This is a genomic window from Bacillus bingmayongensis (assembly GCF_000299035.1).
Lineage (GTDB): Bacteria > Bacillota > Bacilli > Bacillales > Bacillaceae_G > Bacillus_A > Bacillus_A bingmayongensis.
The window spans coordinates 33,385-50,987 of record NZ_JH921518.1 but is presented as its reverse complement, the minus strand read 5'-3'; the positions used below and the strand labels follow the sequence as shown (position 1 = coordinate 50,987).

At 32.3% G+C, this 17,603-nt stretch carries 21 protein-coding genes and 3 pseudogenes; 15 read left to right on the top strand and 9 right to left on the bottom strand.

From position 1 onward, the window contains the following. Positions 1–7 precede the first annotated feature (7 nt). Both Y7E_RS0114825 and Y7E_RS0114820 read left to right on the top strand, forming a co-directional pair. Positions 8–430 (top strand): GNAT family N-acetyltransferase, encoded by a 423-nt coding sequence (locus tag Y7E_RS0114825; RefSeq protein WP_017152053.1) that lies wholly within the window; start codon positions 8–10, stop codon positions 428–430. A 178-nt stretch (positions 431–608) separates the two neighbouring features. Beyond that, positions 609–1,736: a metallophosphoesterase gene (locus Y7E_RS0114820; protein WP_017152052.1), complete on the top strand. Its 1,128-nt coding sequence runs from the start codon at positions 609–611 to the stop codon at positions 1,734–1,736. A 112-nt stretch (positions 1,737–1,848) separates the two neighbouring features. On the opposite strand, the gene Y7E_RS29940 is transcribed toward Y7E_RS0114820, so the two are convergent. The 3 genes from Y7E_RS29940 to Y7E_RS0114805 all read right to left on the bottom strand — a co-directional run bounded on the left by Y7E_RS29940 (position 1,849) and on the right by Y7E_RS0114805 (position 4,127). After that, the gene (locus Y7E_RS29940; protein WP_237741390.1) at positions 1,849–2,121 is read right to left on the bottom strand and encodes a hypothetical protein; all 273 of its coding nucleotides are present in this window, start codon (positions 2,119–2,121) and stop codon (positions 1,849–1,851) included. A 66-nt stretch (positions 2,122–2,187) separates the two neighbouring features. Beyond that, positions 2,188–3,228 carry an ABC transporter permease gene (locus Y7E_RS0114810; protein WP_017152051.1) on the bottom strand — a complete coding sequence of 347 codons (1,041 nt, stop codon included), beginning with the start codon at positions 3,226–3,228 and terminating at the stop codon, positions 2,188–2,190. Continuing rightward, a complete protein-coding gene (locus Y7E_RS0114805; protein WP_017152050.1) occupies positions 3,225–4,127 on the bottom strand; it encodes an ABC transporter permease subunit in 903 nt (300 codons plus the stop codon). Before Y7E_RS0114805 ends, Y7E_RS0114810 begins: the two co-directional genes overlap by 4 nt. Before the next feature lie 133 nt (positions 4,128–4,260). On the opposite strand from Y7E_RS0114805, the gene Y7E_RS0114800 reads away from it, so the two are divergent. The 4 genes and pseudogenes from Y7E_RS0114800 to Y7E_RS35055 form a co-directional block, all read left to right on the top strand. Next, entirely contained in the window at positions 4,261–4,827 is a 567-nt protein-coding gene (locus Y7E_RS0114800; protein ID WP_017152049.1) for a GNAT family N-acetyltransferase, read from the top strand. Between the two features lie 6 nt (positions 4,828–4,833). Then, positions 4,834–5,382, top strand: coding sequence for a 2'-5' RNA ligase family protein (locus Y7E_RS0114795; RefSeq protein WP_017152048.1), 549 nt, complete (start codon positions 4,834–4,836; stop codon positions 5,380–5,382). Then, positions 5,379–5,864 (top strand): GNAT family N-acetyltransferase, encoded by a 486-nt coding sequence (locus tag Y7E_RS0114790; RefSeq protein ID WP_017152047.1) that lies wholly within the window; start codon positions 5,379–5,381, stop codon positions 5,862–5,864. The genes Y7E_RS0114795 and Y7E_RS0114790 overlap by 4 nt, the downstream gene beginning before the upstream one ends. Positions 5,865–5,887: 23 nt before the next feature. After that, positions 5,888–6,078: pseudogene (locus Y7E_RS35055) on the top strand (hypothetical protein); the annotation flags it as partial. Positions 6,079–6,857: 779 nt separating this feature from the next. Here Y7E_RS35055 and Y7E_RS0114775 read toward each other — a convergent pair. Together Y7E_RS0114775 and Y7E_RS0114770 are read right to left on the bottom strand one after the other, a co-directional pair. Beyond that, positions 6,858–7,061, bottom strand: a complete 204-nt coding sequence (locus Y7E_RS0114775) for a DUF1657 domain-containing protein (protein WP_017152044.1) — start codon at positions 7,059–7,061, stop codon at positions 6,858–6,860. 288 nt (positions 7,062–7,349) lie between these two features. Then, positions 7,350–7,658 carry a hypothetical protein gene (locus Y7E_RS0114770; RefSeq protein ID WP_017152043.1) on the bottom strand — a complete coding sequence of 103 codons (309 nt, stop codon included), beginning with the start codon at positions 7,656–7,658 and terminating at the stop codon, positions 7,350–7,352. A gap of 214 nt (positions 7,659–7,872) precedes the next feature. Here Y7E_RS0114770 and Y7E_RS0114765 point away from each other — a divergent pair, with 214 nt between their 5' ends. After that, positions 7,873–8,472, top strand: coding sequence for a YkoP family protein (locus tag Y7E_RS0114765; RefSeq protein ID WP_017152042.1), 600 nt, complete (start codon positions 7,873–7,875; stop codon positions 8,470–8,472). Positions 8,473–8,581: 109 nt separating this feature from the next. Here Y7E_RS0114765 and Y7E_RS0114760 read toward each other — a convergent pair whose 3' ends face one another. After that, positions 8,582–9,433: a metallophosphoesterase gene (locus Y7E_RS0114760; protein WP_017152041.1), complete on the bottom strand. Its 852-nt coding sequence runs from the start codon at positions 9,431–9,433 to the stop codon at positions 8,582–8,584. Positions 9,434–9,613: 180 nt separating this feature from the next. Between Y7E_RS0114760 and Y7E_RS0114755 the strand changes: the two genes are divergently transcribed. The 3 genes and pseudogenes from Y7E_RS0114755 to Y7E_RS29930 form a co-directional block, all read left to right on the top strand. Next, positions 9,614–10,756 (top strand): MGDG synthase family glycosyltransferase, encoded by a 1,143-nt coding sequence (locus Y7E_RS0114755; RefSeq protein ID WP_017152040.1) that lies wholly within the window; start codon positions 9,614–9,616, stop codon positions 10,754–10,756. Positions 10,757–11,192: 436 nt separating this feature from the next. Continuing rightward, on the top strand, positions 11,193–11,876 hold the full coding sequence (locus Y7E_RS0114750; protein WP_017152039.1) for a metal ABC transporter ATP-binding protein: 684 nt from the start codon (positions 11,193–11,195) through the stop codon (positions 11,874–11,876). After that, positions 11,864–12,553: pseudogene (locus tag Y7E_RS29930) on the top strand (metal ABC transporter solute-binding protein, Zn/Mn family); the annotation flags it as partial. The gene Y7E_RS0114750 and the pseudogene Y7E_RS29930, both read left to right, overlap by 13 nt. Before the next feature lie 244 nt (positions 12,554–12,797). Here Y7E_RS29930 and Y7E_RS0114740 read toward each other — a convergent pair. Together Y7E_RS0114740 and Y7E_RS29925 are read right to left on the bottom strand one after the other, a co-directional pair. Next, complete coding sequence (locus tag Y7E_RS0114740) at positions 12,798–13,016, bottom strand: hypothetical protein (RefSeq protein ID WP_017152037.1); 219 nt, start codon at positions 13,014–13,016, stop codon at positions 12,798–12,800. A gap of 331 nt (positions 13,017–13,347) precedes the next feature. Further along, positions 13,348–14,133: pseudogene (locus Y7E_RS29925) on the bottom strand (GNAT family N-acetyltransferase). A 132-nt stretch (positions 14,134–14,265) separates the two neighbouring features. On the opposite strand from Y7E_RS29925, the gene ytfJ reads away from it, so the two are divergent. The 4 genes from ytfJ (at position 14,266) to Y7E_RS0114715 (ending at position 16,282) form a co-directional block, all read left to right on the top strand. After that, on the top strand, positions 14,266–14,691 hold the full coding sequence (gene ytfJ, locus Y7E_RS0114730; RefSeq protein ID WP_017152034.1) for a GerW family sporulation protein: 426 nt from the start codon (positions 14,266–14,268) through the stop codon (positions 14,689–14,691). A gap of 160 nt (positions 14,692–14,851) precedes the next feature. Beyond that, a complete protein-coding gene (locus Y7E_RS0114725) occupies positions 14,852–15,628 on the top strand; it encodes a hypothetical protein (protein ID WP_017152033.1) in 777 nt (258 codons plus the stop codon). A gap of 51 nt (positions 15,629–15,679) precedes the next feature. Continuing rightward, positions 15,680–16,000 (top strand): hypothetical protein, encoded by a 321-nt coding sequence (locus Y7E_RS0114720; protein WP_017152032.1) that lies wholly within the window; start codon positions 15,680–15,682, stop codon positions 15,998–16,000. Positions 16,001–16,069: 69 nt separating this feature from the next. After that, on the top strand, positions 16,070–16,282 hold the full coding sequence (locus Y7E_RS0114715; protein ID WP_017152031.1) for a hypothetical protein: 213 nt from the start codon (positions 16,070–16,072) through the stop codon (positions 16,280–16,282). Between the two features lie 27 nt (positions 16,283–16,309). Here Y7E_RS0114715 and Y7E_RS0114710 read toward each other — a convergent pair whose 3' ends face one another. Beyond that, positions 16,310–16,648, bottom strand: coding sequence for a hypothetical protein (locus tag Y7E_RS0114710; RefSeq protein ID WP_017152030.1), 339 nt, complete (start codon positions 16,646–16,648; stop codon positions 16,310–16,312). A gap of 205 nt (positions 16,649–16,853) precedes the next feature. Between Y7E_RS0114710 and Y7E_RS0114705 the strand changes: the two genes are divergently transcribed. Beyond that, positions 16,854–17,531, top strand: a complete 678-nt coding sequence (locus Y7E_RS0114705; protein WP_017152029.1) for a class I SAM-dependent methyltransferase — start codon at positions 16,854–16,856, stop codon at positions 17,529–17,531. The last annotated feature ends 72 nt before the right edge of the window (positions 17,532–17,603 follow it).

Here is a 17,603-nt window from a genome sequence, read left to right as displayed (position 1 = left end):
ATTTGTGATGAATGTTAAGGAAATTAAAACAGAAGAGCAATTATATGAGGTATTACCGGTTTTACAACAATTACGAACTGCACTTACAAAAGAGGAAGCCCGAGTTTTATTTCGTCAAATGAAGGAAGAGAATTATCAATTGTTTTCTTTATTTAATAAAGAAGGAGAAGCAGTTAGCCTTGCTGGGGTAGCGGCATGTACGAATTTTTATAATAAGAAGCATGTTTTTGTATATGATCTTGTAACAGCAGAGGCACATCGGTCGAAAGGGTATGGTGAGGTATTGCTATCATATATAGAAAGGTGGGGAAAAGAACAGGGGTGTACTTGTATTGCCCTGACATCAGCTTTTCCGCGTATAGACGCTCACCGTTTTTATGAAAGAGAAGGCTATGATAAGGTAAGCTATTCTTTTCATAAAGAATTATAATAGAGAAGAAAATAGTAGATTCTAAATGTAATAAGATATAGAATCTACTATTTTTTTGTTATAACAAAAATAGGTTAGAAAAGGTATAATAAGATATTTTGTCGAATCGTTTTTATGAAATGATAAAGGAATATTTAAATATGTAGAAAGTTGTAAATGAAAAAAAGGAGCGTCTATATTGGATAAAATAAGAAAATTATCAATTCCAAATGAGGGAAGAGTTATTGTTATTTCTGATATTCATGGAGAATTAGAGCTTTTAAAAAAATTATTAAGCAAAGTTAATTTTAGTCTAGAGGATTATTTAATCATTAATGGTGATCTTTGTGAAAAAGGAAGCAATAGTATAGGTGTTGTAAACTATGTTAGGGAACTTGAAGCTCATAATCCAAACGTACATGTTATTGAAGGGAATTGTGAAGCCTTAGTTGATGCTCTCTTAAATGAAAATCCAGGGTTAATAAACTATTTATATACGAGAAAGAATTCTATATTTAATGAATGGCTTAATCAATTGGGCTTTTATATTAACGAAGAGACGGATATTCGTGAGGTAAAAGATATATTAACGAGTCCCTTTTCAATAGAAATAAAGTGGCTTACAGAGTTGCCGACTGTTATTGAAACAGATGACTATATTTTTGTACACGCAGGACTTGAAGATATAGAAGATTGGAAGAAGACCGAACGGAAAAATGCGCTTGCAATGCCAGAGTTTTTTACTAAATCACATCGCGCAAATAAGTATGCAATAGTTGGGCATTGGCCTGTTGTCAATTATTCTGAAGAGGTACCATCTAATAATCCAGTTATCGATGAAAACAAGAAAATAATTGCGATTGATGGAGGGAATACTATTAAAGAAGCGGGACAATTAAATGCATTTATCATTCATAGATTAATTTCTAAAGATGTGTTTTCATATACATATGTAGATCATTTTCCACAATATGAAATATTAGCAGATTTTGATGCAGAACCAATGATGCAAGGCGGAGTCACATATCCGTATTATTATATTGTACCAGTTGAAGAAAATGACGATTTTACAATATGCAAACAAATAGAAACAAATAAACAACTATACGTTAAAAATGAATATATAAAACAAAATGAAACAGACGATTATACTGTTAAAACCGATATTTCTTGTGCGCAAATAAGTGTAAGGGAAGGTGACATTGTTTCACTTATTGATGATAGCTGTACAGGATATGATTTAATAAAAAAAGACGGTGTGGAAGGCTGGATAGAGAAGGGGCTTCTTCTTAAAGTGAAAGAGAAGGAATTAAAAGCATATAGATAAAAAATAGGAGGGGAAATATCCTCCTATTTTTTATTTTGTAGACTTTGAGAGTGAATTCGTATTTCATCTTCTAAGTTAAACTCAAAACAATTATCTAATTTACATAAATAAGCTAGAGAATCCACAAGCTCTTTACCGAGATTTTCACGGATTTCTTCTTTCGCCTGAGCATATGCTTCATGTTCAGGAACACCTTCCTTTTTAATTGCGCTGTCTTGTAAAAGAGTGTCCGAAATTCCTCGGCGACTTCAGTGACCTCTGTTGTCAGTAACATATGGATATATAAGAGGGATTTTTTACTGTGCTGAAATTCATTGCGTCTATCATTATGATTCCAGCCCATTTCTTCTTGAAATTGTTGATATAATTCTTGAACTCGTTCCACAATTATTGTCTCCCAAAGCATATAAAGAATTAAAGTTTTGAAGATCATTATAAGAAATTTAATTTTTTATAAATGCAGCGAAGAATGATTTTTCTTTTCCAGAGAAGCAAATGAAAAAGAATCTTTATTTTTAACAAATGTTTTTTGATCTTGAACAGATTGAACTGCTACAGTTTGCGAATTTCTTGCCTTGATTGCATCTTGAATCCCAATTGTCATGAGCTTAATAAAAAGAATAGTAATAAAGAATGCAACGAGAGTATAAAAAATAATCCACAATGAAAGATTCATTTCATAACGATTTAGTCCAATAAGGCCTGCCCAATCATTAGAAAGTGAAACGGCTTTGTATTCACCTTGATTCATTTCCCGCATTTGTATCCCACCGATCACAATGTCAAGTAACGCTAAATGGATAATGAGTATGAGTTTTTGGACAATATGTTCCATAAATAACACAAATACGCGGTCAAGCAATAAGACTCGTAAGTGTTTTTTTATAATATGAAAACGGCTTGCCCCCATTAATTGTGAACTTAATATGTAATCTCGCTTCATAAATTCATCAACTTCTGAGGAGATGTATAAAGAAATTGTAGGCAGAGCGACAAAAATAAGTATGAGTGCTTGATAAAGTGCAAATGAAATATTTGGATTTAATCTGTCAGCATTTGATGTGATTACAATATTAACTGGCGTGATGAGTATGAATGCGATAAATAGAGTTGGGATATAATAAAAAACTTCTGAGCATGCCTGGAAAAATCTCTTGAATTTTGGAGCATATAAACTTAAAAGGATCCCTATACATGTTCCGCATAAAATTCGGAGAAAGCTAATTGCCACGGCAAATAAAATGGTGAATTTTGCTCCTTCTACAATTTGTAAGAAAATAGATTCTCCAAAACGATCAGAGCCAAAAGGTGGCATTAAAGATGGTGAAAAGGGTGCCTTTCCAATTAATTCATTATTGTCATTGTAAAGCAACAGAGGTGCTTCTGGTATGCTATCTTTAAAGAACAAACTATAAATAAAGCTAGCTGTAACTAGTAAAAAAAGATAAATGAATCCGACTAAAAAGCGTTTTGATTTCCAAATAGATTTCATAGAACTTCTCCTTTCATTTGTTTTTGCCACCTATTCATCATAAAAGAGGTGATTTGAAAAATAGTATAAAACGGTAAAATAATCATGATGAGTATGATAAATGCAGCAGGAGGTGAAATAAACGCCTTCCTAAATAAAAATTGAATAATGCCTTGCATATTAAAAACAAATTCTAAAATGAACAAGTTAGAAAGTAAGAAAACAAAAATTGTTTTTAAATGGTGGAAGAAGTGAATAGATATATTTTTGAATAAGTGAATGCACAGTATATAACTTGATGAAAGGCCCTTTCCATATGCAACCTCTACATATTGTTTTCTATGTTCTTCTTTTATGTATAACACCATCATCCGAAACATTTGTAATGTAGGTAAGACCGCTAAAGATAAAATAGGGAGTAAATAAGCTCGATTTTCATTAAAAGAAATAATTGTGACAGGAGATTCCCCGAATTTCTGAAGTAACCATATGAAAAACATTTGCAAACAAATCATCATCATCATATCAGGGACAGCTTCTAATATAAAAACAAATCGGTTTATCCACTTTTTGATAGAATCTTTTGCTAAGAAATAAAAAAATGCCATGCCGGATGAAAAAAAGAGCGCAAGAAAAAAAGCTACAAATAAAACAGTAAATGAATATGCGTAAGGTTCTAAAACAGTTGGGAATAATGGGTTTTTTTTGAAATTACCAAACTTCGCGTCTGATGATAGAACTATAAGAGACTCGGGAGAGAAAACCTCTTTTAACATAGTAAAGATCTGTTTTAAAAATTGTATCGGCTGAAAGGTGAATCCCCCTTGAGTGATAAATAAATAAGGTAAATTTAATAATAGTAAGAGTGATAAAACAATCGATGAAAGTTTTATTGTGAATTGAGATATTTTATTTAACATTAAATCCCTCCGGCGTCTTTTTACAATATTATACAATAAAGCCTGTGCTGTTGTTTGATTTTTCTAAAAAATAAATATACTATTAGTAGTATGTTAAATTCTAATATTTGATTTAATAGTATGGGAGGCAAGTATGGAATATATATATTTACGAGGTAAAAAAGTGATAGTAAGAAAAATAGAAGAGAAAGATATACATTCTTTATATTCACAAATATATAAGGAAGAAAACCCTGAGTGGAAAAAGTGGGATGCACCATACTTCCCGTTTTCGATTCAGGAGTATCCTGTGTATAAGGGAAGTTTGCAATCTAAGCTTAAAGAAGAACCTTTGTCGCAACTTATTATTGAAACAGATAATGAAATAGTAGGGACAGTTGGCTTCTATTGGGAATATAAGGAGTCACGTTGGTTAGAAATAGGAATTACGATTTATAACCCAGCATATTGGAATGGTGGTTATGGTACAGAAGCCTTGCAATTATATAGGGATTTGTTATTTGAAAATATGGAGATAGGTAGGGTAGGATTAACGACCTGGTCTGGAAATGAACGCATGATGAAAGTTGCTGAAAAAATTGGGATGAAGTTAGAAGGTAAAATGCGAAAATGTCGGTACTATAATGGGATATATTATGATTCTATTCGAATGGGAATGATTCGTGAAGAATGGGAAGAGTTAAGAGAAGTGAAGGAGTGAAATGAGATGTACGCCGTTATTGCTACATTTGACGAGGATTTTTCGAAGTATGTGAAAGGGATTGGAGTAGAACTAACAGATGTTGCACATATCGAAGACTTAGATCCTCATATTACACTAGCTGATTATCATACTTTGGATTTGAAAACGTATGGAGAGAAATTAGAAAAGTATACAAAGAATATAGAGTGCTTTCCAATAGAATTTTCTTCTATTGGAACTTTCCCTACGAATGGAACAATTTTTTTAGCACCAACAATAACAAGAAGACTGCTAAAACTGCATCAATCATTTCATAATCATTTTGCAGGTTTTCATGATCATCCGCAGTCATATTACGTACCTGAGAAGTGGGTGCCACATTGTACGATTGCTAATCGTTTAAAGCGAGAGGAATTTATTCGTGTAATGGAGTTTGTATATAAAGGTTTCAATATACAAACGGCAGTTGTAGAAAGTTTAAAGTTAATTAAAGTGAACTATGAAAATGGTAATCTGGCTTCTTGTAACGTAGTAGCAGAATACAATTTGAAAAGAATGGAGTTATCAATATGACGTATGTAGTTAGAGAAATGAATGCACAGGATATTGCTGCTGTACAAGAAGTGGCGAAAGTGGCTTGGCATGATACATATAAAGGGATTATCCCAGAAGAAGTACAAACCAAGTTTTTGAAACAAGCGTATTCGGATGAAATGATGAAACGAAGACTAGAGCATTCACACCTATTTGTAGCAGAAGCAGATGACCAAATTGTAGGGTTTGCTAATTTTTCACCTATCAAATATCAAAATGAAGCAGAATTAGGGGCTATTTATTTATTACCGGAGCATCAAGGAAAAGGAATTGGGACGGCTTTATTGCAAAGAGGCATTACCCTTTTAGAAGGTGTTCGAAAGATTTATATTCATGTAGAAGCCGCGAATGAAAAAGGGAAGCGTTTTTATGAGGCAAAAGGCTTTGCAACTTTGGAACGATTTGAAGAAGACTTTGAGGGACACATGATGCAAACGATAAGAATGGTGTTACATATTTAGTAAATGTTACAGGAGGAGAAGAGATGAAAATATTCAATTTCAGTGAAAAGGTAGGGAATCACATATCAGTTTTTCATTCTAATTTTATCATTTTAACCGAGAAGACCCCATCCTCTAAACGAAGTGAAGATGGGGGTAGTTCAATATGTCAATAGTAAAACATCAGGGAGAGGTACATATTGGTTGTATGCATATACAACCAAAAGGAGTGATCTGTGATTTGAAGCATAATTTTTCCGTAATAACATAGATATACTTGTGGCAAAAATAGACTTCAATATTTTGATAAAGAAGTAACTCATCTGAAGGTTATTCTTTTATCAAAGTATATCGTCCTTAATAATAAGAAGTTCTTTATGAATGTGATAAACTCAACCAAAGAACTTCTATAAAGTTGGAAATAATATAAATCTGGGTTGCTCTTTCTGGTCGTTAATCCAAAGATATCTGTATAATCACGTTATAATAGGATTCGATTCAATCTATTGGTATCGTGCATAATTACACAAAAACATTAATGGTTTGGCAGACAACGTTTTACGCTGTCTGCCGAGTAAAGCGTTTAAAGCGAAGATTGCCAGTTTGAATAGACTACAACCGCAGCCCAAGCGGATTAAGGATAGTATGTGTAGATATTTATAAAAGTATGTAAAGAAAAATATCTATGCTACAAACAGCAAGAGCACTATATAAAAGTGCTCTGTGGAAAGCAAGCGCTATAAGTAAAAACATTCTATATGATAAGATATCTGGCTCATTTAAATATGAAAAAAGTTGGTATTTTTAATGTTAATAATTGCTAACAAAAGAAATTGGAGTTTGCTTACTGTTATATAAGATACGAAAAATTTATTATTTTTAGTTTATCACCTAAAGAAAAAGGATGACATTGAATCATTCCTTTTCAGTTAGCCTAAAAAGTATAAATACTTTCTAGATATATAAATCTAACCATGATGTGGCTTATGCCAAAAGTCTAGTAATCACCGCATTTTATTGATTATATTGGGGTTCTTCTTGCTGAACCTCCTGAATATGTGGATTTAAAGAATCGATAATTGTCTGTGTTTGCTGAGCTGCATTTTGATACAGTTGTTTTGCTTGCTGATTGTCAGTATCAAGAACAAATCCTTCTAAACATGCTTGAGCACTTTTTAATCCAGAAATAGTTTGTTTAAGTTTGGTAATTACTGTCATAATTAAATTCCTCCTTATAATCATGGATTCACTATTTAGAATAGCTATTTGCTACCAAAAGTATGATTTCTAAATTTTGGATGTCTATAGAGTGAATACATTGACTAAGAGTTTAAAAATACTAATGACGAATCGGGCAGAATAAGCTGTGTTATTTGGTTTTTAACAACAAAGCGAAGTTGAAGTTATAACCAAAAGAAGGGAAATCCTATTTGAAGCAGCTATAGAGTCATTAAGAATAATAAAAAACTCGTGACTAAAAGACGAGTTTTTTATTATTCGCGATAGTTATTGGTTTTGATTTCCTTGTTTCTTTTGACCGTTAGGCATAATTTCATTGGCAAATTCCATATTTGCCAGGTTTACTTTGGATGGAATAAATGGTCTTGTCGTATTTTGAACACCTTGGAACAAACGTTGAATCGGTCTCATCATATTTGAATTACGGGTTGCTGCTACACCAAAAACTGTTCCTAATCCTAGTAAAGAAATCCAAATCCATCCTCTATTATTTCGGTTATTCCTAAACAATTTAAACATTTGCTGAGTTCTTCTTCCAGAATTGAATAATGACATCAAGAAGTTAAGAATATTCATTTTTTGCCCCCCTGTAAAAAATAATTAGGAAAAAGAAACACTAATTTCGATTTCACATCATTTATGTTGCAATATTTTATAGGAATTTATGATGCCAACTTATACTAATACTTCTTGATTTTTCTTACTAAAATTCTTAAGATTTCCTAAATATTTTTTATGGAAATATGCAAAATAGTTTTATCAAAACTTCAAAAAGGGAAATGAAAACAAAATGAAAAGTTATGTATTATTGGTTTGGAATTTTATTGATCCTATATATTATAAATTCACTCGCTTAACTTATATTCATAACGAAATTCACAAGGAAAATATTTTACGTGTAAGACTCACTCGTTACAAGGGGAAACATGTTACTCTTTCTGATGGTACACAGATCAATAAGAATGATATCTTGGTTAAAATTCATTTACATAATGTTCGTTTAATCAATGAAATGAAGTCCGTTAAAAATGACATTACAAAAGGGCGATTTATTTATCAACATGTTAAAAAATCCTTGCCTAGTCTTGGGTCATATATTCAAAATCATTCTAGGGCAGATGAGATTAAAGGGATAATTGGGATTTCAATGTTAAACAGAGGAGCTGACCGATTAGGTTTTGAATTTGTTGCTATTTCTAATCCTTTTTATAAATGGTTTAAATGGTTAGCATTTTTACCAATATGTTTATTATCTAATAATGATTCGATTTTCAAAATGATAAAGAACAATATATCTTCCACACCAAAATATTTATTTATGTCAAAGGAAAATTTATTACAAATATATAATGGTGAATCTCGAGATGAAATTGCAAAAAGAAAATGTTAATCGCTTTTCTTTTGTTAAAAAGTCAATGGGATTTTATATACTGCATTCAAAATGATTTGACAGTAAAATGTAAAGGCTGTTAACTAGGTTCGTTAACAGCCTTTACATCTTATATTGCAGGTAGTTCCCTACTCTTAACTGTTGATATTGATAGTTGATGCAATGTAATTTCTGGTCGACTTCCAACTCGAATATTTACTCCTGTTTGACCTAGTCCTTCACTAATATAAAAAGGTTTTCCATCTTGCATATGAAGTCCTTTTATAATGTTCATTCTTGCAAGTTTACCCATTTTCACAAGGTGATAGGCTTTTGGATAACAAATTTGGCCACCATGGAAATGACCTGCAAGTAAATAGTCAAAATGATATTTCTTCATATGAAGCACGATGTTTGGATCATGAGTTAATATTAAATTCGTACCTTGCTTAATTCCTTTATAAGAAGCTGTTAAATCACTGCGTTTCGTACTAAAATCATCAATACCAATAATATTTACGCATTTACCTTGAACATAAATGACATGATTTTCATTTTGCATTACTTTACAGTCGTATTGTTCAAGTGTTTCTTTTAATTTTTGTAAGTCCGTTTCACGTAACACATAGTCATGGTTACCGAAAACAGCATATATACCATGCTTTGCATGTAATTGATTTAATACCTCTAAATATGGAGCAAGTTTAAAAATCGTACGTTTACGGTCAAGGAAATCTCCAGTAAGTGCAATCAAATCAATTGATTCATCTTTTAATTTTTCATAAAGCTGATCTGGGGAAATGGAGATGTTTTCGAGATGTAAGTCGGAAAGGTGAAGAATATTTAGTATCGGATTATGTCCGTGATTTTGCTTTTGATTTATTTGAACTTTATTCATCACGACATCGGTCGTGTTTTTGTGAGCTTTTTTGAATATATAGAAGAGAATAATAAATAAAACGAATAGTAATAAAATTTTCAATCACATCACTCCTTCTATAAAAATTATACATGAAAAATCTTTTCATTTTGTATGTAATTTATGGAACAAAATCCATTGTAATTTATTCTAAATAGTTGCCAGAATAGAAAAAAAGAAGTATCACATAATAAAAAAACGAATGAAAAAACAAATCGTCAAGTGTACGTCAAGAGGTGATTTATGAAACAAAATCCAACAAAAAAGACCATCTTGTTTTTGCCATTTTTACAAATTCCATCAGGCCACCATCAAGTTGCAAATGCATTAATGGAAGAGATACAAAAGGATCAATTGAATACAAAATGTGATCAAGTAGAAATTCTTTCTTATAGTTATGGGAGAATAGAGGTACTAGTTTCAAATATCTATCTAAAATGGATCAAAGCATTCCCTGATTTCTATAATTGGATATATAAAACCGCTGTCTACAAAAATGTCGAAAAGAACAAACGTTATCGATTATATGAACTTCTGTTTATAACATTTATGAGAAGATTAATAAGAGAAAAACAACCTGATCTAATCATTTGCACTCATGCTTTACCTTCATACATATTAAATTATTTGAAAGAAAAAGGTGAACTAAAGACACCGGTTATAAATGTATATACAGATTATTTTATTCATAGTTGTTGGGGCGTTGAACATATTGATTTTCATTTTGTACCGTCTCATTATATGAGGGATTTTTTAAAAAAGAAGAACGTAAACGATGAGCAGATCTTTATCACAGGAATTCCTATTCATAAAAAAATAAAAAAACAAAAAGAAAATATAATGAACACCGCCGCTTCTTCTTCATGGTCAGTTTTAATTACTGGTGGAAGTTTAGGAGTTGGTGCAATGGAAGATTTAATTCACAAAATAGGAACGGAAACAAAAATTCACTTTTATGTGCTATGTGGAAAAAATGACAATTTATATCAAAAACTTCACCAATTACAGCGAGATAACATCACACCTTTAACATATATTACATGCAGGGAAAAAATGAACAAACTTTATGATCAAGTAGATGCAATCATTACAAAACCTGGAGGAGTAACAATAAGTGAAAGTTTATTTAAAAGAAAACCTATTTTTATTTATCATGTACTTCCAGGGCAAGAGGAAATTAATTTACAGCAACTAAAGAAATTGGGTGTGATTTTCCATTTGAATAAATGGAAAGATGAAAAAAACACAATTGGGGAGCAACTGCACTCATTTTTTCAAAACAAAAATCTGCTTCAACAGTATCAAAACCGTATAACAGAATATCATCGACAGCTTATCACGAAAGAACCATCACAAATTATAAAGGAACTAATAACGAAAGTATAACGCTTAAGTACTCGAATCGATTCTATTATGCAGCATTTTTTGAAAGTTACTTTTTCTTTAGAGAGCAGTTAGGAATGATTTTAGATCTTTTAGGTCATTACATACATGAAAGATTTATCTCTCGAATTAAACAACTTTAAAACCCTTCCAACAAATATATTGTAGGAAGGGCATTGTTTTATAAAGAGAAAATTAAACAACTTTATTATCTCTATACAATATTTCGGGCAAGTTTTCACAGTATATTCATAAACTAGTAAAAATCAGTTTACAAAATTGTATCGAGCTTATATAATTCGATTTACACAAAAAAAGTTGCCCGAGGGAAACATAAATTATATTTATAATATAATTTATCTTATATTTTTTTGTCTAAAAGTTTCCTTCGTCCAAAATACTTATCCGAATGAAAAAAAGAAGGGAGAATGCATAAAAAATGAATGAGGCTGTAGTTGTAAAGGATTTGTTTGTATCATATCAAGGGAATCAAGTGGTCCAGAATGTTTCCTTTGATATTGAAAAAGGAAAGCTTGTTGCAATTATTGGCCTAAATGGAGCAGGAAAATCTACTTTGATGAAAGCTGTTTTAGATTTAATTCCAAATGATAAGGGATATGTTCGCATTCTTGGAGAGAATATTCGGAGCGCTAGAAAGCATGTTGCGTATGTACCACAAAGAAGTGATATAGATTGGGATTTTCCTATTACGGTTTTAGATGTGGTGTTAATTGGTACTTATCCATCTTTAGGGATAATCAAAAGACCAAGAAAAGAACATCGAGATTGGGCATTCGAATGTCTAAAGAAAGTGGGAATGGAGGAGTTTAAAAATCGTCAAATTGGTGAGCTTTCAGGAGGGCAACAACAACGGGTATTTTTAGCAAGAGCTTTAACACAGAAGGCGGAGATTTTCTTTTTAGATGAACCATTTGTTGGAATAGATGTAACAAGTGAAGAGGTAATTATCGAAATTCTTAGAGAATTTCGTAAGGAAGGGAAAACAATTATTGTTGTACATCACGATCTAAGTAAAGCCGAATCTTACTTTGATGAATTACTTTTATTGAATAAAAGCTTAATCCATTATGGAAAAGTTCAACAAGTATTGATGCAGATGTAGTGTTTTATAATGGTTTAAATTTAGAAGAAGGGAATTCTTGGTTTAAAAAATTATTAAAAACTGTAGACAAATCAGGGAAAGATGCACCTGTTTATAAGGTAAGTAAGGGTGTAGAGCCGATCTATTTAGAAACAAAGGGATTAGAAAAAGAACCAGACCCACATGCATGGATGAATATAAAAAATGGTATTCTATATGCTGAAAATGTAAAGAAAGCATTAATTAAAGAAGACCCTAAAAATAAAGAGTTTTACACTGAAAATGCGAAAACATATATAGCAGAACTTCAGAAATTACATGATGAAACAGTGAGTAGAATCCATCAGCTTCCTGAAGAAAAGCGTTTTCTAATTTCTAGTGAAGGTGCATTTAAATACTTTGGTAAAGCATATGGAATTAAGACAGGATATATTTGGGAAATTAACTCAGAGAATCAAGGTACTCCAGATCAAATTCGAGATGTTGTAAGTTTAATTCAAACAAATAAAGTTCCAGCTTTATTTGTAGAGACAAGTGTAGATCGACGTAGCATGGAAACTGTTTCAAAAGAAACAAATGTGCCGATTGCTGGTACAATCTTTACAGATTCACTTGGTAAATCAGGTGAAGATGGAGACACTTACTTAAAAATGATGAAATGGAATACAGATACAATTATTAATGGGTTACAGAAGTAGTTACATTATTTTGATTCAACATTTATATACAGGAAATAAAATCATTTATGAGAAATTCTTATTGATACAACAAAGATGTATATATTCCTGCATTAAGGATTCACGCAAAAAAGCTCAATCTTTGTTATATAGGAAATGATACTTTTTACTTGCTATTAATAATCGAGGATATGTGAAGAAAAGACGACTTTAAGTCGTCTTTTCGCACTTATCATCAATATTTTCTTTTCATATGAGTTTGTTTTTACTGTGATTGTTGAGCTGATTGTGTTTGAAGGGATGATTGTACTTGACTTACTAGAGTTTGAGCTTGAGCTATCTCAGTTGAAGCTTGTTTTAAAGCTTCTTCACATATTAGTTGATCTGCAGCAGATTGTTCTATTGCTTGTGTAATAAGTCCCTTAGAAAGGGATACTGCTGCTTGTGCTTTTTTTAATTGGTTAGTATCAATTTGTTGTGGCATTTTTATTTCCTCCTGTATTGCATTTTTTGTACTCCTATATGATTTTCTTTTGTATCAGTTTTTATGTACATTTTTCATATATCTTGAGCTGTCGAAAGTTGGAAATTCCATTTCGATCTGATGTATTTTTAGAATTTTGTTGTAATCCTCAATGTTGCCATTTGACGAATGTTTTTTGATCAATCATTCAAATGTATCTATTTATACATCTAGTACTCATTGTTGTAAAACTACAACAATTAAATTATTACGTGCGTTCTTTAAGTTTTTTTCATTGTTAACGTTTGAACGAAGAGTAAACTTTTCTATGTGTATTAGTAGATGTCCAAAATTACCGATACATCGTCCACATACCAATATCCTGAAAACATAAACGCTTATAAATTCGTCCAGCAGCTGGATTGTTATAAAACAAGCAAAGTGTTTTTCCTTCTTGAGTAAAATCCTGAATCATTTTTTGTAATATGAGTGAAGCGTAGCCTTTACCACGATAATTTAGATGCGTACATACTCCTACAACCATTGCAGATAAGGAGTTTTCAGCTGATGTGGAAGCAGAAGCAACGATTTCACCATCTTCTTCAATGTAATATGTACGTCCTGTGTTCATTTCGAGTGATTGTTGTAAAATCTTTTCTGATTGCTCCGACTGTGGAAATTCTTCAATGCTGTTTCGGAGATTTATAATTCGTTCAACATCCTCTATAGTTGCTAGCTTAATTGTAGTATGAAGCATTGTTTCTGGTAGGGCAGTACCATCTTTACACTCACAAAAATATGTTTTATTTTTTATGCCGAGTTGTATATTAGGTATATCTTCAAATTTTTCGACAACTTCTGCTTTACCGGAGATTTTTAATGGTTTATAAGTAGCAAGAATTTCTTCATAGTCAGTAGCGGAAAAATCATCTTTTCCATATGGGATAAACGAATCATGAAAGCGCAGTAATACGGATTGTAACGCTCCGTTTTCTGTAAATACACCCCATAATTCTTAAAAATCTGCCTCATAACCGAATGCTTCGATGTCTCCAATTATGAATAGGTTAATGGCTGCCTCCTTTTTTAAAAAGGCCAGTACTTGTTTATGATCACCCTTTGTTAATTTTCTTATCATCATAATCCCCTCTTTATTTTGTTTTTTCTAAATATTATTACTTATTGTTTTTAAAATCAATGTGAAATTTTATGTTTAGTTCACAAGGTTTCGGAAAAACTAGGAAAGATATAACAAAGGAGGTTATGAACGGTGGATCATCCAATTCAAGGATTAATGAAAGCGGCAATGGAAAATTTAAAGGAAATGGTCGATGTTAATACGATTGTTGGAGAGCCTGTTCAGACGGCTGACGGCGGTGTAGTGTTAACTGTTTCCAGAGTAGCGTTTGGATTTGGAGCAGGGGGATCGGATTTTCAGACAAATGGTGGAACGAAAGCACAAGGTAATCCGGCATTTGGCGGAGGGAGTGCGGGTGGTGTTTCAATTACTCCAGTAGCCTTTCTTGTAGTGAATAAAGATGGTGTGAATATTCTTCACTTACAAAATGCTACACACCTAGCTGAAAAAATGATTGAGTTAGCGCCACAAACAATTGATAAGATTCAATCCATTTTTCAAAAAAATGAAAAGCATACTGAAAATCATCATCCGCAAAATCCGGACGAAATCGCGTAAAAAAGCCTGTTTTTCAACAGGCTTTTTTTCTTGTAATCAGTATGTAATAAAACTCATGAAATTGTAAATAGTTTTTGAAGTTTTTTCTATGTTTCTAAAATTTTTCATGTTAAAATATGCTATAGAATTGAAACATATAAAACGAAGGTGGCTAGGTGCTTTGTCTGGAGGATCTGACCAAGTAAAGAATATGATATATATTAATGGTAATCGTCGGGGTCATTGTTTTATTACATCTGGAATTACATTTGAAGAGTTTGCAAGTAATATCCCTTCACCGCTTCATCAAGTGTTGCTTTTAAAACATAATTTTGAGTGGACTGATTTTCACTATCATACATTATTCGAATATGTTGAAGAAGAAAACATACATAGATTAATTAAAGCAGAGATTGATGAATTTGATGAGTTTTGTTGGGTGGACTTTGATGATGCAAGCGATTTAGATGAATTGGAGCCAAAAGAAATTGCAGAATTGTTATATTTGGCTCACAAAAAAGAACCACTTGGGAGAGCGTTTTTCCCACTATTGAAAAATAGATTTGTCTATTTTTCGCATGATGACGGTTGGTACAACAAAGTGTATTACCGTAGAATCGCTGATTTCGTAGGAATGCTGAGCAAAGTAATTCCGTACAAACTCGGTTCATTTGGAAAAAAACGATTTTCTTTCTTTCAAAAATCAAAAATATTCCCAGCAATTTCAAAAGAAGTTATTCTTGGGCTTGTTCCATTAATGGAAGATGGAATGTATATTGATTTAGCGGGGAAAATTGAGTCAAGAAGAGGTTTAGAGATTCCTGTATATGTAGTTGGTTCGTATGAAAGTACGGATGAAGTATTAGATAACATAGAGGAATTAAAAGAAGATGCAACCGAAACCGGCTGGCTTATTTTTGATAAGAAAGAACAAGAGTGGCAATGGGTTGTGGACTAAGAGAACTTGACGGATTAGGTCAAGTTTTCTTGTTTTTTGAAAGGAGAAAAAATGAAGAAATATTATACAGCAGTAGGTATTGTCAGCATTATCCTTGTTGCAGTACTACTTTTAACTTGTCCGAAAGAATCTGATTTCAGATCTTATTTAGAGAACAAGTATGCATTGATTTGTAATCAAGATAGCTTTGAATGTACACAAAATGTAGATAAGAAAGAACAAAAGATGAAGTTTGTAAGCACGGATACACGAAACGGTGTATTTTTTATCACAGTGAAACAAACTTTTGAAACAGAAACTGGTAAAAAGAAAGAGTATAGCGGAATAGGCATATTTGGTACATTTCTTTTTGTTACAGAAAAGACTTTCTAATTATAGAAGGTCTTTTTTTTATGCATATGTTCATATAGATGAAGTAAGACAAGCATAGGAGGGATGAGAATGAAAAAAATATGTGTAGTTTGTGGTGGAGAAGAATTCTTTTTATCGACATTATATGCACGTACGAAACAAGACTGGGCATATGCCCCAAACATGTATCGTTTTGAAAAGGTATTTATTGAACACCGGGATGAAGAAAATTATCCAGTGTTTCAAGAAATTATAGCAAAGCATTGCTGCGGATGCGGACATATTATGTTGTATCATGAGTGAACACACCAAGTAATACTTGGTGTGTTTTTATAATGCTGATAAAGCAAGTGGATACAATAATGTAAATAAAACAGAAAAACTACCAAATCCAATGGCTGTATATCCAAGTGTTTTTGCTCCAAAATTAACAGCCAATAAGCCAATTAAAATGGAAAGGGAGCCAAGGGTAACTGGATAAAAGGCAATCGAGAATAAAGAAAGAAATAGTGCTACATAACCGATAAGTGTACCAGTGTTTGTGCCTTCTATTTCATGTGCAATTTCTTTACGTCTATGTCTAATCGGAAGATGCCCTGGCGTGATTTCAGCTGCATATTCTTCGTTTTTTTCACCACTTTTAAAATGATGTGTTCGCTTTTTCGGCATGTACATCCCTCTCTTTCAATTGGGTGTATCTTTATTATTTTTCATAAAGAAAAGAACATGAGTATGAGTTATATCCAAGTGAAGCAAAATTTGGAGAATGCATGAGTCTGTTGCTATCTTATCCATCTCTCCATGAGAATAAACAGGAATATAGGAAAATGATGTAGAATGGAATGAATGAAAACAAGTGAAAGTAGGGGGAAACATGACAAAGTTTAATTGGCATAAATCCGCAGAAAAAAAATGGGACAACAATGCAGAATCTTGGAATCAAAATAGCGGGGAAATGTGGGATCATGGAAGTCGTAGTACAATCATCCCATTTTTTGAAAAATATGTAGAAAATGGTGTGGCAGTTTTAGATGTCGGCTGCGGCGATGGATATGGTACATATAAATTAAGTCTAGAAGGATATAAGGCGTGCGGTGTAGATTTATCCGAGCAAATGATTCAAAAGGGAAAAGAACGCGGAGAAGGGCCTAATTTGTCCTTTGTAAAGGGAGATCTTTCTTCATTGCCTTTTGAAAATGAGCAATTTCCAGCAATATTAGCAGTGAACTCGTTAGAATGGACAGAACAGCCACTACAGGCGTTACATGAGATAAAACGTGTTTTGAGGCCTGATGGATATGCGTGTATTGCTATTTTAGGGCCAACAGCAAAACCACGTGAAAATAGCTATCCTCGTTTATATGGAAAAGATGTCGTTTGTAATACGATGATGCCTTGGGAATTTGAAAAGCTTGCAGGGGAGCAAGGGTTTCAAATCGTGGATGGTATAGGCGTATATAAACGAGGAGTAAATGAAAAAATGCTTGGACAATTATCGGTAGAACTGCAACAAGCACTAACATTTTTATGGGTATTTATGTTAAAAAAATAATACCTGAAGAAATGCGCAAAATTTAGGGGGTAAATAAGTGCAGAAAATACAAAAAACTGATACAATATGGGC